This is a genomic window from Winogradskya humida (assembly GCF_016862215.1).
Lineage (GTDB): Bacteria > Actinomycetota > Actinomycetes > Mycobacteriales > Micromonosporaceae > Actinoplanes > Actinoplanes humidus.
Map to the genome: position 1 here is coordinate 18,408 of NZ_BOMN01000005.1, position 20,853 is coordinate 39,260.

Consider the following 20,853-nt stretch of genomic DNA (forward strand, 5'->3'; position numbering starts at 1 on the left):
CGGTGCGCAAGACTGCTGAGGACTACTCACGGTCGCTGGGTGAGAGGGAGTTTGACGTGGCCAGCCTGGACACCTTTGGTGCGAAGAACGAGCTACGCGTCGATGACGCGAGCTACGAGATTTTCACGATCGACAAGGTGGAGGGCTCTGCACGACTGCCCTACTCCCTGAAGATCCTGCTGGAGAACCTGCTGCGCACGGAGGACGGCGCGAACATCACCGCCGATCACATCCGCGCGCTCGGCGGATGGGACTCCAGCGCCGACCCGAGCGTGGAGATCCAGTTCACCCCCGCGCGGGTACTGATGCAGGACTTCACCGGCGTGCCCTGCGTGGTCGACCTGGCCACCATGCGCGAGGCCGTCAAGGAGCTGGGCGGGGACCCGACCAAGGTCAACCCGCTCGCCCCTGCCGAGCTGGTCATCGACCACTCGGTCATCGCCGACCTGTTCGGCCGCGAGGACGCGTTCGCGCGCAACGTCGAGCTGGAATACCAGCGCAACCGCGAGCGCTACCAGTTCCTGCGCTGGGGCCAGACCGCGTTCAACGAGTTCAAGGTCGTGCCGCCCGGCACCGGCATCGTGCACCAGGTCAACATCGAATACCTGGCTCGTACGATCATGGAGCGCAACGGACAGGCCTACCCGGACACCGTTGTGGGCACCGACTCGCACACCACCATGGTCAACGGTCTGGGCGTGCTGGGCTGGGGCGTCGGTGGCATCGAGGCCGAGGCCGCCATGCTGGGCCAGCCGGTCAGCATGCTGATCCCGCGGGTCGTCGGCTTCAAGCTCTACGGCGAGATGCCGGCCGGCACCACCGCCACCGACCTGGTGCTGACCATCACCGAGATGCTCCGCCAGCACGGCGTGGTCAGCAAGTTCGTCGAGTTCTACGGCCCTGGCGTCACCGCCGTGCCGCTCGCGAACCGGGCCACGATCGGCAACATGTCGCCGGAGTACGGCTCCACGGCCGCGATCTTCCCGATCGACGACGAGACCATCAAGTACCTGCGTCTCACCGGCCGATCCGACGCGCAGGTGGCGCTCGTCGAGGCGTACGCGAAGCGCCAGGGCCTGTGGCTCGACCCGGCCGCCGAGCCGGACTACTCGGAGCGGCTCGAGCTCGACCTGTCGACGATCGTGCCGTCGCTCGCGGGCCCGAAGCGTCCCCAGGACCGTGTGCCGCTGTCCAACTCCAAGGAGATGTTCCGCGAGGCGCTGACCAACTACGTCCAGGGCATCGGCCCGGCTGACGAGGCGAGCGAGGAGTCTTTCCCCGCCAGCGACGCGCCGGCTAATCACGCCGACTCAGATGCAGACAAACCGCACGTCTTCTCCGCAGCGACCGGTTCCGCCGGCCGCCCGTCGAAGCCCACCCGGGTCGTCGGCGCGGACGGTGTCGAGTACGAGCTGGACCACGGCTTCGTCGGCATCGCCGCCATCACGTCCTGCACCAACACGTCGAACCCGCAGGTCATGATCGGCGCGGCACTGCTCGCCCGCAACGCCGTCGACCGGGGCCTGACCAGCAAGCCGTGGGTCAAGACGACGCTGGCGCCGGGCTCCAAGGTGGTCATGGACTACTACGAGCGGGCGGGCCTCACGCCGTACCTCGACAAGCTCGGTTTCAATCTCGTCGGCTACGGCTGCACCACCTGCATCGGCAACTCCGGCCCGCTGCCCGAGGAGATCTCCGCCGCGGTCAACGAGGCCGACCTCACCGCGGTCAGCGTGCTCTCCGGCAACCGCAACTTCGAGGGCCGGATCAACCCGGACATCAAGATGAACTACCTGGCGTCGCCGCCGCTCGTGGTGGCCTACGCCCTCGCCGGCACGATGGACCTCGACATCACCACCGAGCCGCTCGGCACCGGCTCCGACGGCAAGCCCGTCTTCCTCGCCGACATCTGGCCCAGCGCCAAGGAGATCGACGACACCATCGCGGGTGCGATCGGCGCTTCCGGGTTCGCCACGGCGTACCAGGACGTCTTCGCGGGCGACGAGCAGTGGCAGTCGCTGCCGACCCCGGCGGGCCAGACCTTCGAGTGGGCTTCGGATTCCACCTACGTGCGGAAGCCTCCGTACTTCGAGGGCATGTCGCCGACGCCGTCGGACGTCGTGGACATCTCGGGCGCCCGGGTGCTGGCGAAGCTGGGCGACTCGGTCACCACGGACCACATCTCCCCGGCCAGCTCCATCAAGGCCGACTCCCCCGCCGGCAAGTACCTCGCCGAGCACGGCGTACCCCGCCACGAGTTCAACTCGTACGGCTCCCGCCGCGGCAACCACGAGGTCATGATCCGCGGCACGTTCGCCAACATCCGGCTGCGCAACCAGCTCGTCCCCGGCGTCGAGGGCGGCTTCACGGTCAACCACCTCACCGGCGACCAGTCGAGCATCTACGACGCCTCGGTCGCCTACAAGGAAGCCGGCATCCCGCTGGTCATCCTCGCCGGCAAGGAATACGGCTCCGGCTCCTCCCGCGACTGGGCCGCCAAGGGCACCATGCTGCTGGGCGTCCGCGCCGTCATCGCCGAGTCCTACGAGCGCATCCACCGCTCCAACCTCATCGGCATGGGCGTCCTCCCCCTGCAGTTCCCGCCCAAGACCAACGCCGAATCCCTCGGCCTCACCGGCACCGAAACCTTCACCATCACCGGAGTCACCGCCCTCAACGACGGCGGCATCCCCTCCACGGTCAAGGTCCGCACAGACACCGGCGTCGAATTCGACGCCGACGTCCGCATCGACACCCCCGGCGAAGCCGACTACTACCGCCACGGCGGCATCCTCCAGTACGTCCTCCGCAAAATGCTCAACAGCTGAACCCCATATGAGTACGCACTGAGCGCGCCCTGCCGTCCCTCCTGGACAGCGGGGCGCGCTCTGTCATATGTGCTAAAACACGTTGCTGATTCCTGATCGATCTACTTGGATTTTCTTGAACGCCGGGCGCGGGCCCGGCGCGCGGGGGAAGAGAGTCCACAGTGGTTCGTAACCGGTTCCGGGGCGTTTTCGCCGCCGGGCTTGCCGTGACACTCGGCGTCACCGGCATCGCAGTTCTCGTCACCGGCAGCGCCGCGACCGCCGCGCCGCACTACACCGACCCGCCATCGATCCAGACCGGCTGGTCCGACTCGGCAACGCCGGGCCAGGCCTACGACGACACCAACGACAACCGGACCAACCTGCCGCTCGGCACCTATGTCGACGCCGCCGGCAAGCCCCACACCTCGCGGGTCTATGCAACGTTCGATCTGACCCAGTTCGCCGGCAAGAAGCCGTACGCCGGCACGGTCTACGTCCGGGAGTCCGACGCGGCCGACTGCGGCAAACGGGCCATCGAGATCTGGCGCACCAAGCCGGTCAGCAGCACACCGGCCTGGCACGCGGCACCCAGGCCGCTGGCGAAGCTCGACGAGATCCTGACCCCGGAATACTGCCCGACCGCGACGATCTCGTTCGACGTCGGGGCCGCCGTGCTGGACGCGGTCGCGCACCGGCAGAAGAAAGTCACGTTCGAGCTCCGGGTGCCGGAGGCACACGAGCAGGATCCCACCTACGCCCGGCACCTGTACTGGTACAGCGACGTGCGGCTCTCGGTCCAGTACAACTCGCTGCCGGCCATCGACAACAGCCGTCTCTACAACGGCGGCAAATCCTGCTCACCGACGCAGCCGGGCCCCACGCTGGGCGCCTACGCGAGGTATCTGGAGGCGTTGCCCAACGACCCGGACAACGAGGACAGCTACTCGATGGACACCGAGTGGGCGCTGTGGCCCGTTGACGATCCGTCCGCCCGTACCGTCCTGACCCGCCAGGACGCCTGGGCCGGGCGGATGACCGGCGCCACCTTGGCCACCGGCACGCTGACAGATGCGACGGCATATGCCTGGCAGGTCCGGGTCAGCGACGGCACCGACACCTCGGCGTGGTCCACCACCTGCTACTTCACGTATGACGGCGCACGGCCCTCAGCACCCGCGGTCACCTCCGCGAATTTCCCCGCCGGGGAGTACAACGAGGGACCCAACGGTGAGCTCATGGAGTTCACCTTCGACGGCCACGGCGACCGGGACACCGCGGGCTTCGTCTACTCCTGGTCCGATTACGGCCTGCCCACCTGCGGCGAAGGTGACCTCGGCCAGATCGACTGCCCCGATCCGTTCAGCCGGGACAACACTGTCCGGGCCGACGTCCCCGGTGGTACCGCCACCGTCAAGCTGAACCCACCGCACTACGGAGCTGCGACACTGACCGTCCGTGCAATCGACGCCGCCGGCAACACCACCGTGGCGGGGAGCGGATACACGACACGGGTTCCGTGGTCCAGGCCGACAGTGACGCCTTCGTCCTACGAAGTGTCCTGGGGTGACAACGTGGTCCTCAAGCTCAGCCCCGCACCCGGCGTCGCCGGGGTCACCTCCTACGAGGTCGTCTTCAACCGCGGGGAGCCGCAAACCGTCACCGCAGCGGCGGACGGCACGGCCACCTTCGCCTTCACGACAACCGACACCAGCGGCGACCAGATCGCCGTCACCAGTCACAGCTCCAACGGCTTCGTGTCGCAGACCTACAGCGATTCGTACTCGTACGACCCGGCGCCGGGCGTGACCTCCGCCATCTACACACAACCGCTCGACGGCAGCGCGGTCGGCGGGGCCGGCGTCGAGGGCACCTTCACGTTCTCACCGCCGCCGGACCTGCCCGACGTGACCGCGTACCGCTACTGGTTCGACGAGAACTACGACAACCGGATCGAGATCCCGGCCGGCCCCGGCGGCCGGGCCACCATCACCTGGGCACCCACAACGCCGGGTTACACGACGATGCTCGTCCTCGCCGTGCAGCCGGACGGCGAGGAGCACTGGCCCGCCAACCTCCACGCATTCACGGTCGCAGGATGACCTCCGGCCGTTCGCAGCAACGACTCCAGCGCTGAACAGCACAGCCCCGCCGGTCCCCCACCTGCCAGCAGGCGGTGGGGGACACTCGGCCCGGCGTCGGCACCTGCTCCACACCGTCAGCCGACCTCACCGGTGATCTCGTGGCCGGTGTCGAAGAAGCTGGTCACGTACGCGTGCGGGTCGAGGTCGCTCCGACGGATCAGGGAGAACACCTCGGTGCCGTGCCGGGGTGGCTCGACGAGCAGGTACGCCTGGGCGAGACCCAGGTAGTCGGCGCCCTCGCCGTACTCCCCGGCCTCGGCCTCGGCCAGCGCGATGGCCGCCTCGAACGAATCGGCGTGCCAGACGGTGACCCGCTCCTCGTACGCGTTCCGGACCGCATCGTGGTAGACGCACCTCACGCCGAACCATCGGGCTGCCGCCCCGGGGTCCTCGCCGTCTTTCGAGGTCATGATCCGAGTCTCTGCTCCGGCGCCCCGGCTGTCAGGGGTTCGCACGTCACAGGGCGGACGGCTTGGTTCCGGCCTGGAGCTCTGGCATCATCGTGATGAAACGGAACCACGCTCCGTGTTCACGAGGTAAGGAGGGGCGAGTGATGACCGCAGACGAGACGGGCCGCGCCCCTCAGCGCAAGCGGGCCGACGCCGTGCGCAACGAGAAGACGCTGCTGGACGCCGCCGCCGCGATCTTCGTGACCTCGGGCGTCGAAGCCCCGGTGCGCGACATCGCCGCCAAGGCCGGCGTCGGCACGGGCACGATCTACCGCCACTTCCCCACCCGCGCGGACCTCATCATCGCGGTCTACCGGCACCAGATCGAGGCCTGCGCCCAGGCCGGCCCGGCCCTGCTGGAGAGCAGCGCCAGCCCCTACCTCGCGCTGAGGGAATGGATCGGCCTCTTCGTCGACTTCCTGGTCACCAAGCACGGCCTCGCCGTCGCCTTCCAGGCCGACAACACCGGCTTCGACGCGATGCACCACTACTTCCTCGACCGTCTCCTCCCCGTCGCGGGCCGGCTGATCGACGCCGCGGTCGCGGCCGGCGAGATCCAGCCCGGCATCACACCCCTCGAACTCATGCGCGCCGTCGGCAACCTCTGCATCGGCGACGACCCCACCTACAACGCCCGCCGCATGGTCGCCCTACTCATCGCCGGCCTCCTCCAGAAGCCGCCCGCCTAACCAGGCCCGCCATCCTGACCCGGCCGCCCACCTGACCAGGCCCGCCATCCTGACCGGCCGCCCACCTGGCCCCGCTGCCCGCCTGACCCGCCCGCCTGGGTTCACACCACGGAGAAACCGGTCGGCAGGGTCGCGCGGCCGGTGAGGGCCCGCAGGAGAAAGGCGGCTTCCGGACCGGTCGCGGCCGTCTTCGCGGCCTGCAGGGTGACGTCAGTGACAACCTGACCGGCAAATTCGACGGGTACGTTCGCCGCCGCCGCCACATCCAACCCGTGCACCACCAACTCGAATGTCCGGGTCGGAATCCAGTCCCGCACCCGCATACCGCCACCCGGGCTCGCGATCACATCGGCGTCCCCGGCCGCGGACAGCGCCTGCGTGGCCTTCCGGGCGAAGTCGATCACCGCAGCGCCCGGGTCATCCCCGAGAGCCTCCCCCGCCTTCCGAGCATCCTCCGACGACGCGACGCTGTAGGCCGCATAAACCTCGGGCGGGACCGAGCGGGCAAACCCCCAGAAAGCCTCAGCCGAATCGAGCACAACCGACGGCGCGGGAGACGCAAGCACCCCGGGAACCTGATGCAACGCCGAACTCACCGTATGCCCAACCAGATCCCGCAGACTCCACTCCCCCAGCCCCGCCCCATCCCACCGATCTCCAGGAATCCGAATAACAAGATCGGTAAAAACGGTGACAGCCGATTTGTACGCCCAGCGAAAGTCCATACCCCAATACTGCCCGCTGGTCATCCAAGGTCCGACAGCCCTGCTGTCCGCCGCAACGCCCCCGGGCTGCGCGCTGCGAGGACGCCGACGTAGGCCGGACCGGGACAAGTCGGCAGACGCACCGCAAACCCGCTGTGCCCGGCGGCCGGGAGATTGATACCTTCCTCCGCGTGCATGATCAAACTCCGCCTCAGCCCGCTCCGGCCGAGGACGTCACCGATATCGCAAAGCCTGACACCGCAACGCCTCCAGCACCCGCCGATCCACCCACGACACCCACCCCGAGCACCCCCACCCCCGCCCCGCTCCCCCCGACCCCGACCCCGGGACCGGGACCGGGACCGGGACCGGGACCGGGACCGGGACCGGCACCGGCACCGCCCGCCGCAACAGAGGCAGCAGCTACACCCGCACCCAACGCAGCGCCACCAGCACAGCCCGACCCAGTGTCACCGGCACCGGGCGTCGCAACGTCCACGCCGCCCGCGGCAACACCCCCGGCACCCGACGCAGCGCCCGCACCCAGCGCAGCACCCGCACCCGACCCAGCACCGGTACCGGCACCCGCACCCGACCCAGCACCCGCACCTGACGCCGGGCCGGCACCCGACGCAGCTTCGGCACCTGGCGCCGGGCCGGCCGACGGGATTCCGTATAGGGGTCACGGGTACCAGGGGTACGTACCGATGGAGCCGGTTCCTCCCGCGCCGGCCAGGACCAACAACCTGGCTGTGGTGTCGCTGGCGTTGTCGTTGGCGGGGGTGGGGCTTGTCGGGTTCGTGGTGGGGATTTTCGCGCTGCGGCAGATCAAGGAGCGTGGGGAGCGCGGCCGCGGGCTGGCCATCGCAGGGGTGGTGATTCCGTGTGTTCTGGTGGTGGCGGCCAGCGTGGTGGGAGCCGTCGGGGTGGTGCTGGCGGCGCGGAAGCCGGCGCAGGCCGATGTTGCCGTTGCCGCGCCGTTCGCGCGGCCTTCGCTGGGGGTCGGGGATTGTGTCCGGGAGCTCGGGGCTTCCTTCGATCCCAACAACATGCCGGTGGTCGACTGCGGCGAGTCGCACACCGCCGAGGTGTACACGATCTTCAGTTTCCCGCCCGGTGAGTATCCCGGTGAGGCGGCGATCGAGGCCGAGGCGGATGAGCACTGCAGCCAGGCGTTCGAACCGTACGCCGCCAAGGATGGCAACGAGGGCATGGACATCTACTACACGTACCCGTCGAAGGATTCCTGGCTTGCCGACCGTGCCGTGACCTGTGTCGCGGCGGATCCAGCGGGCACCCGGACCACGTCGCTGATGGATTGAGCTCACATCGCAGTGGTCGCAAGCTCCTGATCTTGACTTTGATCTAGGCTTCGCGGCATGGATGACAAAGAGGTGCTGGGCCGGATCCACGGTCTGGTCGACGAGGAGCACAAGCTGCGTACGCAGCTGGCCGACGGCAAGCTGAGCGCCACCGAGGAGCACGCCCGGTTGCAGGAGCTCGAAGTGGCGCTGGACCAGTGCTGGGACCTGTTGCGCCGGCGGCGGGCTGCGCGGGAGTTCGGTAACAACCCGGACTCCGAGCAGGCGCACGGCGCCGGTGAGGTCGAGGGTTACCTGCAGTGACGGCTGACCCGGCCCGCCTGGTGACACGGCGGGCCGGGACCGGCGGTTCAGCGCAGGCCGGCTTCGTACTGCAGGCGTTCGACCAGTTCGTCGACGTCGGGTTGCAGGCCGCGGGCGGTGAACCAGGCTGCCACGTTGCGGACGTCGCGGGTGAGGAAGTCGGCGCCCTGGGGGTTGGCGATCAGGTCGACCACCTGGGGCAGGTCGATGATGACCAGGCGGCCGTCGTGGACCAGGGTGTTGTAGGGCGACAGGTCGCCGTGGGCGATCTGGGCGCGGGCGAGGACGCTGAGGGCGTCGACCATCTGGCGCCAGAGGTCGGCGAGACCGTCGGGATCCGGGCGGACCTGGGCGAGCCGGGGTGCCGCCTCGCCGGTTTCCCAGTCGCCGATGAATTCCAGCATGAGTTCCGTGCCGATCAGCTGCACGGGGTACGGCACCGAGATCGTGCCGCCCTCCTGGCCGACCCGCCACAGCCGGGACAGCGCGTCGAATTCGGCGGCTGCCCACTGGCCGGCGATCAGTTCCTTGCCGAACGCCGTGCGGTTGGTCATGGCCCGCATCTCCCGGGAGCGGCGGACCCGGCGGCCTTCGAGGTAGCCGGCGTCGCGGTGGAAGAGGCGGTGGTCGCCGTCGCGGTATCGCTTGGCGGCCAGCATGCTGCTCTGCCCGGTGCCGGGTAGCTCGCGGCGGACCAGGAAGACGTCGGCTTCCTTGCCGGTCTTGAGCATGCCGAGCTCGGTGTCGGTCGCCCCGTGCTCGGTGCGCACCCAGTCGGGGTGCGGCTCCGGGCCGGTCAGGGCGGAATCCCAGGTCGACCAGCGATCGCCGGTCTCGGGTAGGTCGGGGTCCTCGGTTAAACGCGGCTCGCGTTTTACGGAACGAGGCTCGTCATCGTCGAACTTGCGGCGGCCGCGGCGCATGGTTGCCGGGCCGAAAGCGTCGTGCTCTCGCACTGGAGGTTCTCCTCAGAGATGAAGCAAGGGTTTGTCTGGGCACGGCACAGCGAGAAGACAGCCATGGGTCCCACCTCCTTCATCTCCGGGTCGACACGATGGGTCGACGCGATCAAGTTAGCGAGCCGCCCGATCGGCGCGCAACCGATTTAATTCAGCGCGGGATCATGATCGCGGAGAGGCCCTGGATCACGTTGCCGACCACGCGTGTGGGGGCGAAGCGCTTGTCGATCCAGTCCCTGCCTCGGTGCAGCCAGACGCTGGGCAGGCCCATGGCCGCGGCGCCGCCGATGTCGGCCTCGGGGCTGTCGCCGACGATCCAGGCGCCGCCGAGGCGCATCCGGACCCGCTGGGCGGCCAGGGCGAAGATCCGCGGGTTGGGTTTGCTGACGCCGGCCTGCTCAGAAATCACCCAGTCGGCGACATAGCGGTCCAGCCCGGTGCGCCGGATCCGGCCCTCCTGCTGCTCGTGCGGGCCGTTGGTGACCACGACGGGCACCCAGCCGGCATCGCCCGCGATCTGCAGGGCACAGGCAACGAGCGGATCGAGCCGCTCGTACGCCGCGGGGCCCTCGTGCAGCTCGTCCAGCAGGTCGATCGAGGGGATGTCCAGCTGGTAGCGGTCGCGGATCGAGTCGGCGAGGTCCCAGCGGGAGGTGAGGCCGTCGGCGTCGACGGAGAGGAGCCAGTCGAGGTCGGCGTGCGGGGCGCCGATCTCGTCGAGGAAGCCTTTCGCCCACAGTTTGAACGCACCGCTGCGGTCGAGCAGGGTGTCATCCAGTGCGAGGAAGACGAGAGGCACCCGCGCACTGTACGTGAGTGAATACGGCAGCGAACAGCCCGTGAGTGTTAACAACGCCAGGCCGACAAGGCACTTTTCGCACGATGTGACGCGGCTGCGGCCCCGATGTGACGCGGATGCCAAGCCGTACGTACGGATTGCAAGCGCCGTCACCGGCGTGACACCATCGGACGCGTGCCCAGGGTAAGCCAGGACCAGCTAGAGGCCCGCCGCCACGAGATCCTCGGGGCGGCCCGTGGCTGCTTCGCGCGCTACGGCTACGAGGGGGCGACCGTGCGCCGTCTCGAAGAGGCTACCGGTCTCTCCCGCGGCGCAATTTTCCACCATTTTCGTGACAAGGATTCCCTCTTCCTCGCGGTGGCCGAGGACGACGCCGCCGCGATGGTCGAGACGGTCGCCCGCAACGGCCTGGTCCAGGTCATGAGGGATCTTCTCGATCGCGCCGGGGCGAGCGGTGACACCGCCGGCTGGCTCGGCAGCCAGCTCGAGGTCTCCCGCCGGTTGCGCACCGACCCCGAGTTCGCCAAACGCTGGGCCGAACGCTCCGCCGCCATCGCCTCCGCCACCCGCGAACGCCTGGAACGCCAGCGTGACGCCGGTGTGCTGCGCGACGACGTACCCGTCGAGGTCCTGACCCAATTCCTGGAGCTCGCGTACGACGGCCTCGTCCTGCACCTCGCCACCGGCCGCCCGGCCGGCGAGCTGAGCCGCGTCCTGGACGTCGTGGAGGAAGCTGTCAGGCGCTCGTGACCTCACTGTTGCGTTGACCTGCACAATGGGGCCATGGACACGTGGGGGATCTCTGGTCCGACCTTCCTGCTCTGGTACGTCGTGGCCCTCGTCGCCGTGGGCGTTCTCGCGGCCGTGCACCGCAAGGCCCTCTTCGGGGGCAAGCGGCACACCTCCGTGGCCGCGCTCGGACCGCAGCAGGTCGCCTATCTCAACGGCGGCCGGCGGCTCGCGCTCTACTCCTCGCTCGCGGGCCTGCGCGGGGCGGGTGTGCTCGGCACCTCGCCCGACAAGACGCTGGCGCAGACGCAGCGGCTCCCGGCCGGGGTGACCCCGCTCGACACCGCCGTCTGGAACGCCGCCGGGCATCGCCTGCGCGCCCGTGACCTGGACAAGGACCAGTGGGTCGCCTCGGCGCTCGACCAGCTGCAGTCCGGTCTGGAACAGAGCGGGCACGCGGTCAGCCCGGCCAAGGTGAAGGCCGCCCGGCTGTGGGTGTTCGCACCGGTCGCGCTGGTCGTGATCGGTGTCGCCCGGCTCATCGCAGGCGAGATCAACCACAAGCCGACGGCGTTCCTGTTCGTCCTGGTCTTCGCCGCGACCGCGCTCGCCCTGACCATGCGCAAGAAGAACCGCTGGGCCACCGAGGCGGCCATCAAAGACATGATCAAGCTGCGCGGTCAGCACAGCTACCTCAACCCCGGGCAGAAGCCGTCGTACGCGACATACGGCGCGACAGGCGCAGCGATGGGTGTAGCCCTGTTCGGGGCGGCGTCCCTCTACGACATGGACCCGTCGTTCGCCGCGGAGGCCGAGGTGCAGCGGCAGTCCGTGCTGGGGATCGGCTCCTCGGGAAGCGGCAGCAACTTCACCTCCGACAACTCCGGTTCCAGCTGCAGCTCCGGTTCCAGTTCCTGCGGCGGTGGTGGCGGCGGCTGTGGTGGTGGCGGGTGCGGCGGATGACAACAGTTGAGTACGGAGTCGGCATCGGCTGGCGGCCCGAGATCGCCGGCTACGTGGAGCAGCTCCCGGGCCTGCGCTTCGTGGAAGTGGTCGCCGAATCGGTCCACGACGTCCTGCCCGTGGGCCTGGAAGCCCTGCTCGCCCGCGGGGTGACCGTGGTGCCGCACGGCATCCGGCTGTCCCTCGGCGGCGCCGAGCCGGTCGACCCCGCCCGCGTGGAACACCTGTCTGCAGCGGCCGCCCTGCTCGGCGCGCCACTGGTCAGCGAACACATCGCCTTCGTCCGGGCCGGCGGCGTCGAAGCCGGCCACCTCCTGCCGATCCCCCGCACCCGCGAATCGGTCGACGCGGTGGTCGCCAACGTGAAACGTACGCAAGCCGCACTCGACGTCCCCCTCGCCCTCGAACCGATCGCGGCCCTCTTCGACTGGCCCGACGACGACCTCGACGAAGGCGCCTTCCTCACCGAAATCCTGACGCGGACCGACGCGCTGCTGCTGCTCGACGTGGCGAACGTCTACGCGAACGCCCTCAACCGGGGCACGGACCCGCTCGCGCTGTTCTCGCAGATCCCGCTGGAGCGAATCGCCTACTGCCACGTGGCGGGCGGCGCACTGCACGACGGCGTCTACCACGACACGCACACTGCGGCCGTACCCCGAGAAGTATTGGACCTTGTCGCTTCGCTCTGCTCCCTGCACCGTCCTCCCGCCCTGATGCTGGAACGCGACGGCGACTACCCACCGGCCGCTGAACTCACCGCGGAGCTGGACGCCATCGCCGCCGCTTCGGGCTATCCGGCCGTCACCCGGTGAGTTCGCTCGCCGACCGGCAGGCCGCGCTGGTGGCGGCCCTGACGTCCGGGGCACCCGTACCCGCCGGATTTGACGGCCGGATGGTGGAGATCGCGCGGGTCGCCCTGCTGCGCAAACGCGGCGGCGAGGTCGCGCGGCAATGGCCTGCCCTGCACGCCGCCCTCGGGGCCGGCTGGCTGCGGGAATGGTCGGCGTGGGCCGCGGCCCGGCCCACCAACGGCTCGCTGCGGGACGGCTGGGACTTCGCACGGGATCTGGTCTCGCGGGATGCGTTGCCGCGCGAGGCCGGGGCCGAGCTGGCCTCCCGCGAGGCAGCTATGCGATACGACGGGCAAACCTCGCCGCAGACCCGTCGCCTACCGGCCATTCGGACCGCGGCGGGCACAGTCGCTGTGCAAATCCTGGGCCGGGTACGCGTCTTGCACCGCAACTGACAACACCCGGCCCCATGCCGTTTCTCAGCACGACGTCGGGCTCCCGCGAGAAAAATATCCAGCTACTGATGCGGGTATTGCGGAGGCGCGGGAGGTGCCGGAGGCAGAGCCTGCATCGGCTGCGGCGGGTACGGCTGTGGCGGGTACGGCTGTGGCGGGTACGGCTGAGATTGGTACGGCTGAGATTGGTACGGCTGAGATTGGTACGGCTGAGATTGGTACTGCGGTGACGGATATGGCTGCGGCGCGTACTGCTGGGGCGGATACGGGGCAGCAAACGGCGGCTGGCCCGTCGTATAAGTCGTCACGACGTCTTTCGAATTCGCGTTGACGATCGCCAGGATCAGCCACACCGGCGCCCAGAACCCGCAAGTCACCAGGGTCAGGAGCAGATGTAGGACATGATTCGTCTTTTTCGGCATATAGGACTGTTGGTAAGCCACCGGCACACTCTGCATTGGACACAGCCGTAAAACAACTCGCACACGACTGAATTGCTCTCACCTCAATAGCCACCGCAGCCAGTCGAATAGCCACACACCAAGTGCCGAACGGACAAGCCCGGCACACACGTCCGTGCCGAACGATCACGGTCGTGCCGGCCGGATTTTGTCAGAGGGTGCGACTAGCGTCGGGGGTATGTCCTATCCCGAAGCGCAGTATCTCGGCGACGGTGGCGAGGTGTCGGCGACGGTCCGGCTGGCTGGGGCCGCGCCTGAACTCGATCAGAAGACCACTACCGCAAGCTATCTGGCCACCGGTGCGAGCACCGGCGGAAAATTCGGCCTCTACCGGTGGGATTTCAAGGGGCCCAGGAGCGGGCCCGACCCGCACTTCCACCGGTCCCTCTCGGAGTCGTTCTTCGTGATCTCCGGGTCGGTCCGGCTCTACGACGGCAAACGCTGGATCGACGGCAACCCGGGAGATTTTCTGTACGTGCCGGAGGGCGGGCTCCACGGCTTCCGCAACGAGTCCGGTGAGCCCGCGTCGATGCTCATCCTGTTCTCGCCGGGCGCCCCGCGTGAGGACTACTTCGAACGCGTGGCGACCACTCCGCAGATGTCCGACGAGGAACGCACCGAGTTCTTCCTGCGCCACGACACGTTCTGGGTCTAGCTCTCGCCGCCGAGGTCCTGGACGAGCCAGCCCGGGGTGTCGAGCCGGGTGGTGGTGTCGCCGAGCAGCTGGCGCAGGGTGCGTTCCAGCTGCTCGACCGCGCCGGCTCCCACCTGCGTCTCCCACTGTTGGCGCAGGTCGTCGAAGATCGCGGCGCCTTCGCGCAGCATCGTGTGGCCGCGGTCGGTGACCTCGATGTGCATGCGGCGGCGGTCGGTCGGGTCGGGGCGGCGTTCGACGTAGCCGCGGCTTTCCAGAACGGCGATGGTCTTGGCGGCCGACTGCTTGGTGACCGACATGCGGCGGCCCAGCTCGGAGGCGTTGTCGGCGCCGGTGAGGATCGCCTGGAGGGCGAAGTCATGGACCGGGCGGATGTCCTCGTAGCCGCGGGCGGCGAGCTCGACGGTCGCGCGGTCGGCGAGGGTTCGGAAGCCGCCGAGGAGGAGCAGGGCCAGGTCGGCGCCGGATCGGGACATGTGATCAGCCTATAAGCCTTGACATGGACAACCTAACTGTCTAAATTTTGGACAGCCAGGTTGTCTATTTGAGGAGTTACCGATGCCCGACGTCACCCACCACACGGCCGATGTGAACGGCACCCGGTTGCACTACGTCGCTGCCGGGACGACCGGGTCGCCGATCCTGCTCGTCCATGGCTGGCCGGAGACCTGGTGGGCGTTCCGCAAGCTGATCCCGCTGCTGGCCGCCGCCCACCGGGTCTTCGCCGTGGACCTGCGCGGGTTCGGCGACTCGAGCCACGCCGGCGACGACTTCTCGGCGGCCACGCTCGCCGAGGACCTGCACCACCTGGTCGCGCATCTCGGCGCCGGCCCGGTGCATGTGCTGTGCCAGGACGCGAGCGGGCCACCGGTCTTTCAATTTGCCGCGACCCACCCCGGTGACGTGCTCAGCTTCACCGGCGTCGAGACCACCCTCACGGGGTACGGGCTGGAGCTGCTCGCCGACGTCAACCACGGTGGCTCGTGGCACGTCGGCTTCCTCGGTGCTCCCGGCATCCCGCAGTTGCTGCTGTCCGGGCACGAACGGGACCTGATCGCCGGCTGGGCGTACCCGATGATGTGTGCGACCGAGGGCGCCGTCACCGAGGCCGACCTCGACGAGTTCGTGCGATCGTACGCGGGGCCGGACGGGTGGGCCGGCACCTCGGGGCTCTACCGGTCGATCTTCACCGACGGCGGCGCGACCAGGGCGATCGCGGAGGCGCACCCGCTGACCGTCCCGGTCCTCGCCGTCGACGGCGTCAACGCGGGCTTCACCGCGCAGACCCTTCGCCAGGTGACCAGGGGCGACGTCACCGCCGTCCAGCTCGACGGCGTCGGGCACCTCGTCGCCCAGGAAGCACCGGAAGCCCTCGCCGCCGCCCTCCTGCAGTTCGTGGACGCCGTGTAGCCAAGCCCCGCCGGAAGCTCGGCCCGGTTAGCCCGGGACTTTGTCCAGGAAGCCGAGCACCGTGACGATGCGGCCGTCGGGGCCGAGTTCGATGACGTCGAAGCCGGTGGCGACGGGCTCGGCGGACGGGTCGGCGGACGGGGTGAGGTGCCAGGTGAAGCGGGCCTGGTCGTGGTGGTGGTCCGGCGGGTCGCCGGGGGTGAAGGCCAGGCCGGGGAACTGCTGCTGGGCGGCGCCGATCAGCGTGTTCAGAGCGTCGTGGCCGGTGACCGACGCCAGCGGATCCGTGTAGCGGATCCCGGGGCTGAACAGGTCGGCGATCAGCGTGCCGCGGGTTGCCGGGTCGGGTTCGTTCCAGAGGGACAGGTACTGCTTGACCGTGGTCGCGATGTCTGTCATGGAATGACCTTCCCCCGCAGTGGTAGGGGTGGCGATTACCTCGCAGGTAATCGGGACGGCCCTACGATCGGGGGCATGGCTGAGGTGGGCGGGCTGCTGCGGGAGTGGCGGGGCAGCAGGCGGTTGAGTCAGCTCCAGCTGTCCCACCGGGCGGGGGTTTCGGCGCGGCATCTGTCGTTTCTGGAGACCGGGCGGTCCAGGCCGACGCGGGAGATGATCCTGCGGCTGGCGGAGGAGCTGAACGTGCCGTTGCGGGCGCGGAACGCGTTGCTGCTCGCGGGCGGGTTCGCTCCCGAATACGCCGAGGGCGGCCCCGACATCGCCGTCATGCTGGCCGGGCTGCGCGATGTGCTGGCGGGGCACGAGCCGTACCCGGCGATCCTGGTCGACCGGCACTGGACGCTGGTCGACGCGAACCGGGCCGCGGGGCTGCTCACGCAGGGGGCGAAGGCGGAGCTGCTGGAGCCACCCGTCAACGTGCTGCGGTTGTCGCTGCACCCCGACGGCGTGGCGGGGCGGATCGTGAACTTCGCTCAGTGGCGTACCCATGTATTGCATCGGCTGGACCACCAGGCAGGCGTGACCGGCGATCCGGTCTTGAGGGACCTGCACGCGGAATTGTCCAAATTGCCCGGAGGGAAGGTCCACACCGCGACCGGGCCGGTGGTGCCGCTGCGGATCCGGGTGGGTGACCGGGAGCTGGAGTTCTTCAGCGTCACGTCGGTGCTCGGGACGCCGCTCGATGTCACCCTCGCGGAGCTGGCGGTCGAGTCGTTCCTTCCGGCGAATGATGCGACGACGCGTTACCTGCGGCGCGAAACGGGCGAGTAGTGGCAGGATCAGGCCTATGGATCTTGGTCTGGCCGAACGTGTCTATATCCTGACCGGCGCCTCCAAGGGGCTCGGGCTCGCCACCGCGGAGGCGCTCGTGGCCGACGGCGCACGGGTGGTGATCTCCTCGCGGTCGCAGACGAGTGTCGACGCCGCCGTGGAGCAGCTGGGTGCCAACGCCGTCGGGGTCGCCGCCGACCTGACCGATCCCGCCACGCCGGAGCTGCTGCTGCGGACGGCGAAGGAGACGTTCGGGCGGCTGGACGGGGCGCTGATCTCGGTCGGCGGGCCCCACCTCGGGACAGCGCTGGAGCAGCACGACGATCACTGGCGGGAGGCCTTCGAAACGATCTTCCTGGGCTCGGTGCGGGCGGCGCGCACGTTCGCCGCGGTGCTGGAGGAGGGCGGCGCGATCGCGTTCGTGCTGTCCACGTCGACCCGGGTGCCGCTGCCGGGGCTGGGACTGTCGAACGGGCTGCGCCCGGGGCTGGCCGGCGTCGCCAAGGACATGGCCGACGAGCTGGGGCCGCGCGGGATCCGGGTGGTGAGCCTGCTGCCGGGCCGGATCCTCACCGACCGCAACCGGCAGCTGTTCGCGGCGAGTGACGACCCGGCGAAGGCCGAGGCCACGTCGACCGCCGCCGTGCCGCTGAAGCGCATGGGGCAGCCCGAGGAGTTCGGCAAGGTCGCGGCGTTCGTGCTCTCCCCCGCCGCCGGGTTCCTGACCGGCATCCAGATTCCGATCGACGGTGGCTCCACGCGCATGATCTGAGGTATGGAATTCCAGAGGCCCACGCCGGACGAGGTAGCCGCGGCGCGGAACAGGACGATCCCCGATCTGGTCGGGCCGGGGCTGAAGGTGCTGTTCTCCGGGATCAACCCGAGCCTCTACTCGGCGGCGACCGGGCATCACTTCGCACGCCCGGGCAACAGGTTCTGGCCGGCTCTGCACCTCGCCGGGTTCACCCCGCGCGTGCTGCACCCCTCGGAGCAGGGATTGCTGCCGGCAATGGGGCTCGGCATCACCAACGTGGTCGCGAGGGCCACGGCCCGCGCGGACGAACTCGACGCCGCCGAGCTCAAAGCCGGCGGGGAAATTCTCGCCGGGCTCGTCGAGCGGTGGCGGCCGGAATGCCTGGCGGTGCTGGGCGTCACGGCGTACCGATCAGCGTTTGACCGGCCGAAAGCGAGAACCGGACCGCAGAGCGACACCATCGGCGGGGTCAAGGTCTGGGTCCTGCCCAACCCGAGCGGTCTCAACGCCCATTACACCCAGCAGACCCTTGGCTCCGCGTACGCCGAACTGCGATCTGTGTTTACATAGATGCTCGCCGATTTCCTTCTCCGGAAGAGGCAGCATGAACGTCACCCGTATCGGAGCATTCGCGGTCGCGTTGCTCCTGCCCGTCCTCGGCGCGGCCACCCCGGCGCGGGCGGCGGGCAACCTGGCACCGCTCAGCCCCGCCGGCCTGACGATCGGTGACCGGGCGGAACCGCTGGGCGTCGAGGGCGCGCCGCTGTTCGGCTGGCGGCCCCGGGACCTCGACGCCGGTGAGCGCCAGAGCGCGTACCAGATCAAGGTCTTCGCGGCCGGCGAGGTCTGGGACAGCGGCAAGGTCGCGTCGCGCGAGAGCTCTTTTGTTCCGTACGCGGGCCCGGCGCTGATCAACGGCACCACCTACCACTGGCGCGTGCGCACCTGGGACCGCGCCGGCGCCGCTTCTCCCTGGTCGGCGTCCACGTTCGACACCGGGATCGGGGACGCCGACTGGCAGGCGAGCTGGATCCGGCGTACGACGACCGAAAAGGACGATTACACACAGGCGCGCACAGAGTTCACTGTCGGTGCGGGGCGGGTTGTCCGGGCGCGACTCTACGTGTCTGCGTCACAGCAGTATCAGGCGTTCGTGAACGGGGCGATGGTCGACCGCGGTCAGGCGTACGCGTACCCGGGTGAGGGGTATTACCAGGTCACCGATGTCACGTCGCGGCTACGGCCCGGCACCGACGCGGCGCTCGGCGTGCTCTACCACTGGTACGGGCCGGGGCAGGGACGACCGGCGGGTGAGCCCGGGCTGCAGGCACGCCTGGTGATCGACCACGCCGACGGTTCACGGCAGGTGGTGCTCTCCGACGGCACCTGGAAGGTGACCCGCGGCCCGTGGCTGGCAGCGGCGTACCGCAACGGCGACGGCCGCGACTACATCGAGAACGCGCTCCCCCAGTCCGCGGCCTGGACCAGGGCGGGCTTCGACGACTCGGCGTGGCAGGCTCCGGCCATCGCGGCGTCACCGCATCTGCAGGCGCAGCAGACCCGCCTGAGCTACCAGACCGTCAAGCCGGTGAGCGTGACCACGCTGCCGTCCGGTGCGGTGGTCGCCGACTTCGGCAAGGTCATCCCCGCGATGCCCCGCGTGCGGTTCCGCGACGGCGTCGCCGGCACAACGGTGTCCATGGTGGCCGGTTATCTGCTCAACGCGGACGGCTCAGTCTCCAATTCAAGCCAGGACAACCAGAGCACAGACCTTTCCTATACGTACGCCCAGAGCGCCGGCGATCAGACCTACGAGGCCTTCACCTACGAGGGGTTCCGCTACCTCCAGGTCTCCACACCCGCGGACATCGCCGCCGTCGTGCAGCACACCTCGATCTCCCACTCTGCGACTTTCAGCAGCTCGGACCCCACGCTGGACGACGTGTTCACGCTGATGCAGCGGTCGGCGCTCTACTCCGCGCAGGAGCAGTTCCTCGACACCCCGACCCGCGAGAAGGGGCAGTTCCTCGCCGACTCGGTGAACATCTCCCGCGCGCTGATGGGCGGCTCCGGCGACTACGCGATGACCGCCAAGGCCATCCGCGAGTTCATCGCCTCCCAGCAACGCTACTGGCCGGACGGCAGGCTCAACGCCGTTTACCCCAACGGCGACGGCAAGCGCGACATCCCCGACTTCACCGAGATGTTCCCCGGCTGGACCTGGGACTACTACCTGGCATCGGGCGACCGTACGCTGCTGACCCAGGCCTACCCGGTGAACCTCGCGATCGCCGACTACGTCCGCCGCTACATCGACCCGGCGACCGGCCTCGTCACGAACCTCGCCGGCGGGAGCGGCGCATACCTCTACGGCATCATCGACTGGCCCAACCGCTACGGCTACGACACGACCCCGGCGGCCCGCACGACGGTCAACATCCTCGCCGTCGACGTCCTGCGCAGCACCGCCCAGCAGGCAGCCGCCCTCGGCCTCCCCTCGGCGGACCTGCTCGCCGACGCCGACCGCCTGACGAACGCCATCACCACGCAGCTGCGCCGCCCGGACGGCATCTACGTCGACGGTCCGGGCTCCACGCACGCTTCCCAGATCGCCAACGCCTACGCCCTGGCGTTCCTTGGCGCCGGTGCTGAGGTCGCCGACTACGTCGCCTCATTGAAGCTCCAGATGAGCCCGATGACGGCGGACCTGCTGCTCGCCGCCCTGCACCGCGCGGGCCGCGACGACGAGGTGCTCGCCCGCCTCACCGACCCCACATCCCTGGGCTGGGCCAACGTGCTCGCCCGCGGCGGCACGTTCACCTGGGAATCCTGGGAAGCCCCGGAACGAGGCGACAGCATGTCCCACGGCTGGGGCGCCACCGCCCTCGTCGAACTCCAGCAGGACCTCCTCGGCGTAACGGTCACCAGCCCGGCCGCTCACACCGTACGCATATCGCCACCCACCGGAACCACCCTCACCCACGCCGAAGGCACCACCTGGACCCCGTCAGGCACCCTCGGTCTCCACTGGCGAACAGTCCGGGGCGGCACAGCCATCGTGGCGAGCATCCCCACCAACGTCACCGCCGAGATCCACGTCCCGATCACGGGCACCCACCGGCCTCTCGCCACGGGCGCGGTGACTTTCACCGGCATCCGCAACGGCTTCGCCACCTACACCGCCGGCTCCGGGACCAGCACCTTCACCCCGCTTCCCTGAGCGGTG

General features: G+C 69.2%; 22 protein-coding genes. 15 read left to right on the forward strand and 7 right to left on the reverse strand.

The window, feature by feature from the left end; translation table 11 throughout:
* The first annotated feature begins 56 nt into the window (after positions 1-56).
* Positions 57-2,828: an aconitate hydratase AcnA gene (acnA, locus tag Ahu01nite_RS01510; RefSeq protein WP_203834515.1), complete on the forward strand. Its 2,772-nt coding sequence runs from the start codon at positions 57-59 to the stop codon at positions 2,826-2,828.
* 161 nt (positions 2,829-2,989) lie between these two features.
* On the forward strand, positions 2,990-4,909 hold the full coding sequence (locus tag Ahu01nite_RS01515) for a hypothetical protein (RefSeq protein WP_203834516.1): 1,920 nt from the start codon (positions 2,990-2,992) through the stop codon (positions 4,907-4,909).
* A 116-nt stretch (positions 4,910-5,025) separates the two neighbouring features.
* Here the strand turns inward: Ahu01nite_RS01515 and Ahu01nite_RS01520 are convergent, their stop codons facing one another.
* Complete coding sequence (locus Ahu01nite_RS01520) at positions 5,026-5,361, reverse strand: hypothetical protein (RefSeq protein WP_203834517.1); 336 nt, start codon at positions 5,359-5,361, stop codon at positions 5,026-5,028.
* Positions 5,362-5,504: 143 nt separating this feature from the next.
* Between Ahu01nite_RS01520 and Ahu01nite_RS01525 the strand changes: the two genes are divergently transcribed.
* Complete coding sequence (locus Ahu01nite_RS01525; RefSeq protein WP_203834518.1) at positions 5,505-6,089, forward strand: TetR/AcrR family transcriptional regulator; 585 nt, start codon at positions 5,505-5,507, stop codon at positions 6,087-6,089.
* A 101-nt stretch (positions 6,090-6,190) separates the two neighbouring features.
* Here Ahu01nite_RS01525 and Ahu01nite_RS01530 read toward each other — a convergent pair whose 3' ends face one another.
* Complete coding sequence (locus Ahu01nite_RS01530) at positions 6,191-6,838, reverse strand: maleylpyruvate isomerase N-terminal domain-containing protein (protein ID WP_239158551.1); 648 nt, start codon at positions 6,836-6,838, stop codon at positions 6,191-6,193.
* A 662-nt stretch (positions 6,839-7,500) separates the two neighbouring features.
* On the opposite strand from Ahu01nite_RS01530, the gene Ahu01nite_RS01535 reads away from it, so the two are divergent.
* Entirely contained in the window at positions 7,501-8,115 is a 615-nt protein-coding gene (locus tag Ahu01nite_RS01535) for a DUF4190 domain-containing protein (protein WP_203834519.1), read from the forward strand.
* Between the two features lie 57 nt (positions 8,116-8,172).
* A complete protein-coding gene (locus Ahu01nite_RS01540) occupies positions 8,173-8,418 on the forward strand; it encodes a DUF2630 family protein (RefSeq protein WP_203834520.1) in 246 nt (81 codons plus the stop codon).
* Positions 8,419-8,465: 47 nt separating this feature from the next.
* On the opposite strand, the gene Ahu01nite_RS01545 is transcribed toward Ahu01nite_RS01540, so the two are convergent.
* Complete coding sequence (locus tag Ahu01nite_RS01545) at positions 8,466-9,374, reverse strand: serine protein kinase RIO (protein WP_438874748.1); 909 nt, start codon at positions 9,372-9,374, stop codon at positions 8,466-8,468.
* A gap of 154 nt (positions 9,375-9,528) precedes the next feature.
* The gene (locus tag Ahu01nite_RS01550) at positions 9,529-10,176 is read right to left on the reverse strand and encodes an HAD family hydrolase (protein ID WP_203834521.1); all 648 of its coding nucleotides are present in this window, start codon (positions 10,174-10,176) and stop codon (positions 9,529-9,531) included.
* Positions 10,177-10,350: 174 nt separating this feature from the next.
* Here Ahu01nite_RS01550 and Ahu01nite_RS01555 point away from each other — a divergent pair, with 174 nt between their 5' ends.
* From Ahu01nite_RS01555 to Ahu01nite_RS01570, 4 genes are read left to right on the forward strand one after another with little or no spacing between them, the layout of a single operon-like run.
* Positions 10,351-10,926 (forward strand): TetR/AcrR family transcriptional regulator, encoded by a 576-nt coding sequence (locus tag Ahu01nite_RS01555; protein WP_203834522.1) that lies wholly within the window; start codon positions 10,351-10,353, stop codon positions 10,924-10,926.
* A gap of 33 nt (positions 10,927-10,959) precedes the next feature.
* Positions 10,960-11,868: a TIGR04222 domain-containing membrane protein gene (locus Ahu01nite_RS01560; protein ID WP_203834523.1), complete on the forward strand. Its 909-nt coding sequence runs from the start codon at positions 10,960-10,962 to the stop codon at positions 11,866-11,868.
* Positions 11,865-12,683 (forward strand): MbnB/TglH/ChrH family RiPP precursor modification enzyme, encoded by an 819-nt coding sequence (locus Ahu01nite_RS01565; RefSeq protein ID WP_203834524.1) that lies wholly within the window; start codon positions 11,865-11,867, stop codon positions 12,681-12,683. The genes Ahu01nite_RS01560 and Ahu01nite_RS01565 overlap by 4 nt, the downstream gene beginning before the upstream one ends.
* A complete protein-coding gene (locus Ahu01nite_RS01570) occupies positions 12,680-13,117 on the forward strand; it encodes an SCO6045 C-terminal-like domain-containing protein (RefSeq protein WP_203834525.1) in 438 nt (145 codons plus the stop codon). The genes Ahu01nite_RS01565 and Ahu01nite_RS01570 overlap by 4 nt, the downstream gene beginning before the upstream one ends.
* On the opposite strand, the gene Ahu01nite_RS51755 is transcribed toward Ahu01nite_RS01570, so the two are convergent.
* A complete protein-coding gene (locus Ahu01nite_RS51755) occupies positions 12,999-13,394 on the reverse strand; it encodes a pentapeptide repeat-containing protein (protein ID WP_203834526.1) in 396 nt (131 codons plus the stop codon). The two genes, Ahu01nite_RS01570 and Ahu01nite_RS51755, sit on opposite strands and share 119 nt — an antisense overlap.
* Before the next feature lie 362 nt (positions 13,395-13,756).
* Between Ahu01nite_RS51755 and Ahu01nite_RS01580 the strand changes: the two genes are divergently transcribed.
* On the forward strand, positions 13,757-14,233 hold the full coding sequence (locus Ahu01nite_RS01580) for a cupin domain-containing protein (protein WP_203834527.1): 477 nt from the start codon (positions 13,757-13,759) through the stop codon (positions 14,231-14,233).
* Here Ahu01nite_RS01580 and Ahu01nite_RS01585 read toward each other — a convergent pair.
* A complete protein-coding gene (locus Ahu01nite_RS01585) occupies positions 14,230-14,709 on the reverse strand; it encodes a MarR family transcriptional regulator (protein ID WP_203834528.1) in 480 nt (159 codons plus the stop codon). The genes Ahu01nite_RS01580 and Ahu01nite_RS01585 overlap by 4 nt on opposite strands.
* Positions 14,710-14,791: 82 nt before the next feature.
* Here Ahu01nite_RS01585 and Ahu01nite_RS01590 point away from each other — a divergent pair, with 82 nt between their 5' ends.
* Positions 14,792-15,643, forward strand: coding sequence for an alpha/beta hydrolase (locus tag Ahu01nite_RS01590; protein WP_203834529.1), 852 nt, complete (start codon positions 14,792-14,794; stop codon positions 15,641-15,643).
* Between the two features lie 27 nt (positions 15,644-15,670).
* Here Ahu01nite_RS01590 and Ahu01nite_RS01595 read toward each other — a convergent pair whose 3' ends face one another.
* Positions 15,671-16,042 carry a nuclear transport factor 2 family protein gene (locus Ahu01nite_RS01595; RefSeq protein ID WP_203834530.1) on the reverse strand — a complete coding sequence of 124 codons (372 nt, stop codon included), beginning with the start codon at positions 16,040-16,042 and terminating at the stop codon, positions 15,671-15,673.
* 75 nt (positions 16,043-16,117) lie between these two features.
* On the opposite strand from Ahu01nite_RS01595, the gene Ahu01nite_RS01600 reads away from it, so the two are divergent.
* The 4 genes from Ahu01nite_RS01600 to Ahu01nite_RS01615 are packed head-to-tail and all read left to right on the forward strand — an operon-like array spanning position 16,118 to position 20,847.
* Positions 16,118-16,873, forward strand: a complete 756-nt coding sequence (locus Ahu01nite_RS01600; RefSeq protein WP_203834531.1) for a helix-turn-helix domain-containing protein — start codon at positions 16,118-16,120, stop codon at positions 16,871-16,873.
* Positions 16,874-16,889: 16 nt separating this feature from the next.
* The gene (locus Ahu01nite_RS01605) at positions 16,890-17,645 is read left to right on the forward strand and encodes an SDR family oxidoreductase (protein ID WP_203834532.1); all 756 of its coding nucleotides are present in this window, start codon (positions 16,890-16,892) and stop codon (positions 17,643-17,645) included.
* 3 nt (positions 17,646-17,648) lie between these two features.
* Positions 17,649-18,197 (forward strand): G/U mismatch-specific DNA glycosylase, encoded by a 549-nt coding sequence (gene mug / locus Ahu01nite_RS01610; RefSeq protein ID WP_203834533.1) that lies wholly within the window; start codon positions 17,649-17,651, stop codon positions 18,195-18,197.
* A 34-nt stretch (positions 18,198-18,231) separates the two neighbouring features.
* Positions 18,232-20,847, forward strand: a complete 2,616-nt coding sequence (locus Ahu01nite_RS01615) for a family 78 glycoside hydrolase catalytic domain (RefSeq protein ID WP_203834534.1) — start codon at positions 18,232-18,234, stop codon at positions 20,845-20,847.
* Positions 20,848-20,853: the final 6 nt, after the last annotated feature.

What these genes read in the sequence shown, in the direction of transcription:
- Ahu01nite_RS01520 (WP_203834517.1), bottom strand. Translation starts at nt 5,361, where the DNA reads ATGACCTCGAAAGACGGCGAGGACCCCGGGGCGGCAGCCCGATGGTTC.
- Ahu01nite_RS01525 (WP_203834518.1), top strand. Translation starts at nt 5,505, where the DNA reads ATGACCGCAGACGAGACGGGCCGCGCCCCTCAGCGCAAGCGGGCCGAC.
- Ahu01nite_RS01530 (WP_239158551.1), bottom strand. Translation starts at nt 6,838, where the DNA reads ATGACCAGCGGGCAGTATTGGGGTATGGACTTTCGCTGGGCGTACAAA.
- Ahu01nite_RS01535 (WP_203834519.1), top strand. Translation starts at nt 7,501, where the DNA reads ATGGAGCCGGTTCCTCCCGCGCCGGCCAGGACCAACAACCTGGCTGTG.
- Ahu01nite_RS01540 (WP_203834520.1), top strand. Translation starts at nt 8,173, where the DNA reads ATGGATGACAAAGAGGTGCTGGGCCGGATCCACGGTCTGGTCGACGAG.
- Ahu01nite_RS01560 (WP_203834523.1), top strand. Translation starts at nt 10,960, where the DNA reads ATGGACACGTGGGGGATCTCTGGTCCGACCTTCCTGCTCTGGTACGTC.
- Ahu01nite_RS01565 (WP_203834524.1), top strand. Translation starts at nt 11,865, where the DNA reads ATGACAACAGTTGAGTACGGAGTCGGCATCGGCTGGCGGCCCGAGATC.
- Ahu01nite_RS01580 (WP_203834527.1), top strand. Translation starts at nt 13,757, where the DNA reads ATGTCCTATCCCGAAGCGCAGTATCTCGGCGACGGTGGCGAGGTGTCG.
- Ahu01nite_RS01585 (WP_203834528.1), bottom strand. Translation starts at nt 14,709, where the DNA reads ATGTCCCGATCCGGCGCCGACCTGGCCCTGCTCCTCCTCGGCGGCTTC.
- Ahu01nite_RS01590 (WP_203834529.1), top strand. Translation starts at nt 14,792, where the DNA reads ATGCCCGACGTCACCCACCACACGGCCGATGTGAACGGCACCCGGTTG.
- Ahu01nite_RS01595 (WP_203834530.1), bottom strand. Translation starts at nt 16,042, where the DNA reads ATGACAGACATCGCGACCACGGTCAAGCAGTACCTGTCCCTCTGGAAC.
- Ahu01nite_RS01600 (WP_203834531.1), top strand. Translation starts at nt 16,118, where the DNA reads ATGGCTGAGGTGGGCGGGCTGCTGCGGGAGTGGCGGGGCAGCAGGCGG.
- Ahu01nite_RS01605 (WP_203834532.1), top strand. Translation starts at nt 16,890, where the DNA reads ATGGATCTTGGTCTGGCCGAACGTGTCTATATCCTGACCGGCGCCTCC.
- mug (WP_203834533.1), top strand. Translation starts at nt 17,649, where the DNA reads ATGGAATTCCAGAGGCCCACGCCGGACGAGGTAGCCGCGGCGCGGAAC.
- Ahu01nite_RS01615 (WP_203834534.1), top strand. Translation starts at nt 18,232, where the DNA reads ATGAACGTCACCCGTATCGGAGCATTCGCGGTCGCGTTGCTCCTGCCC.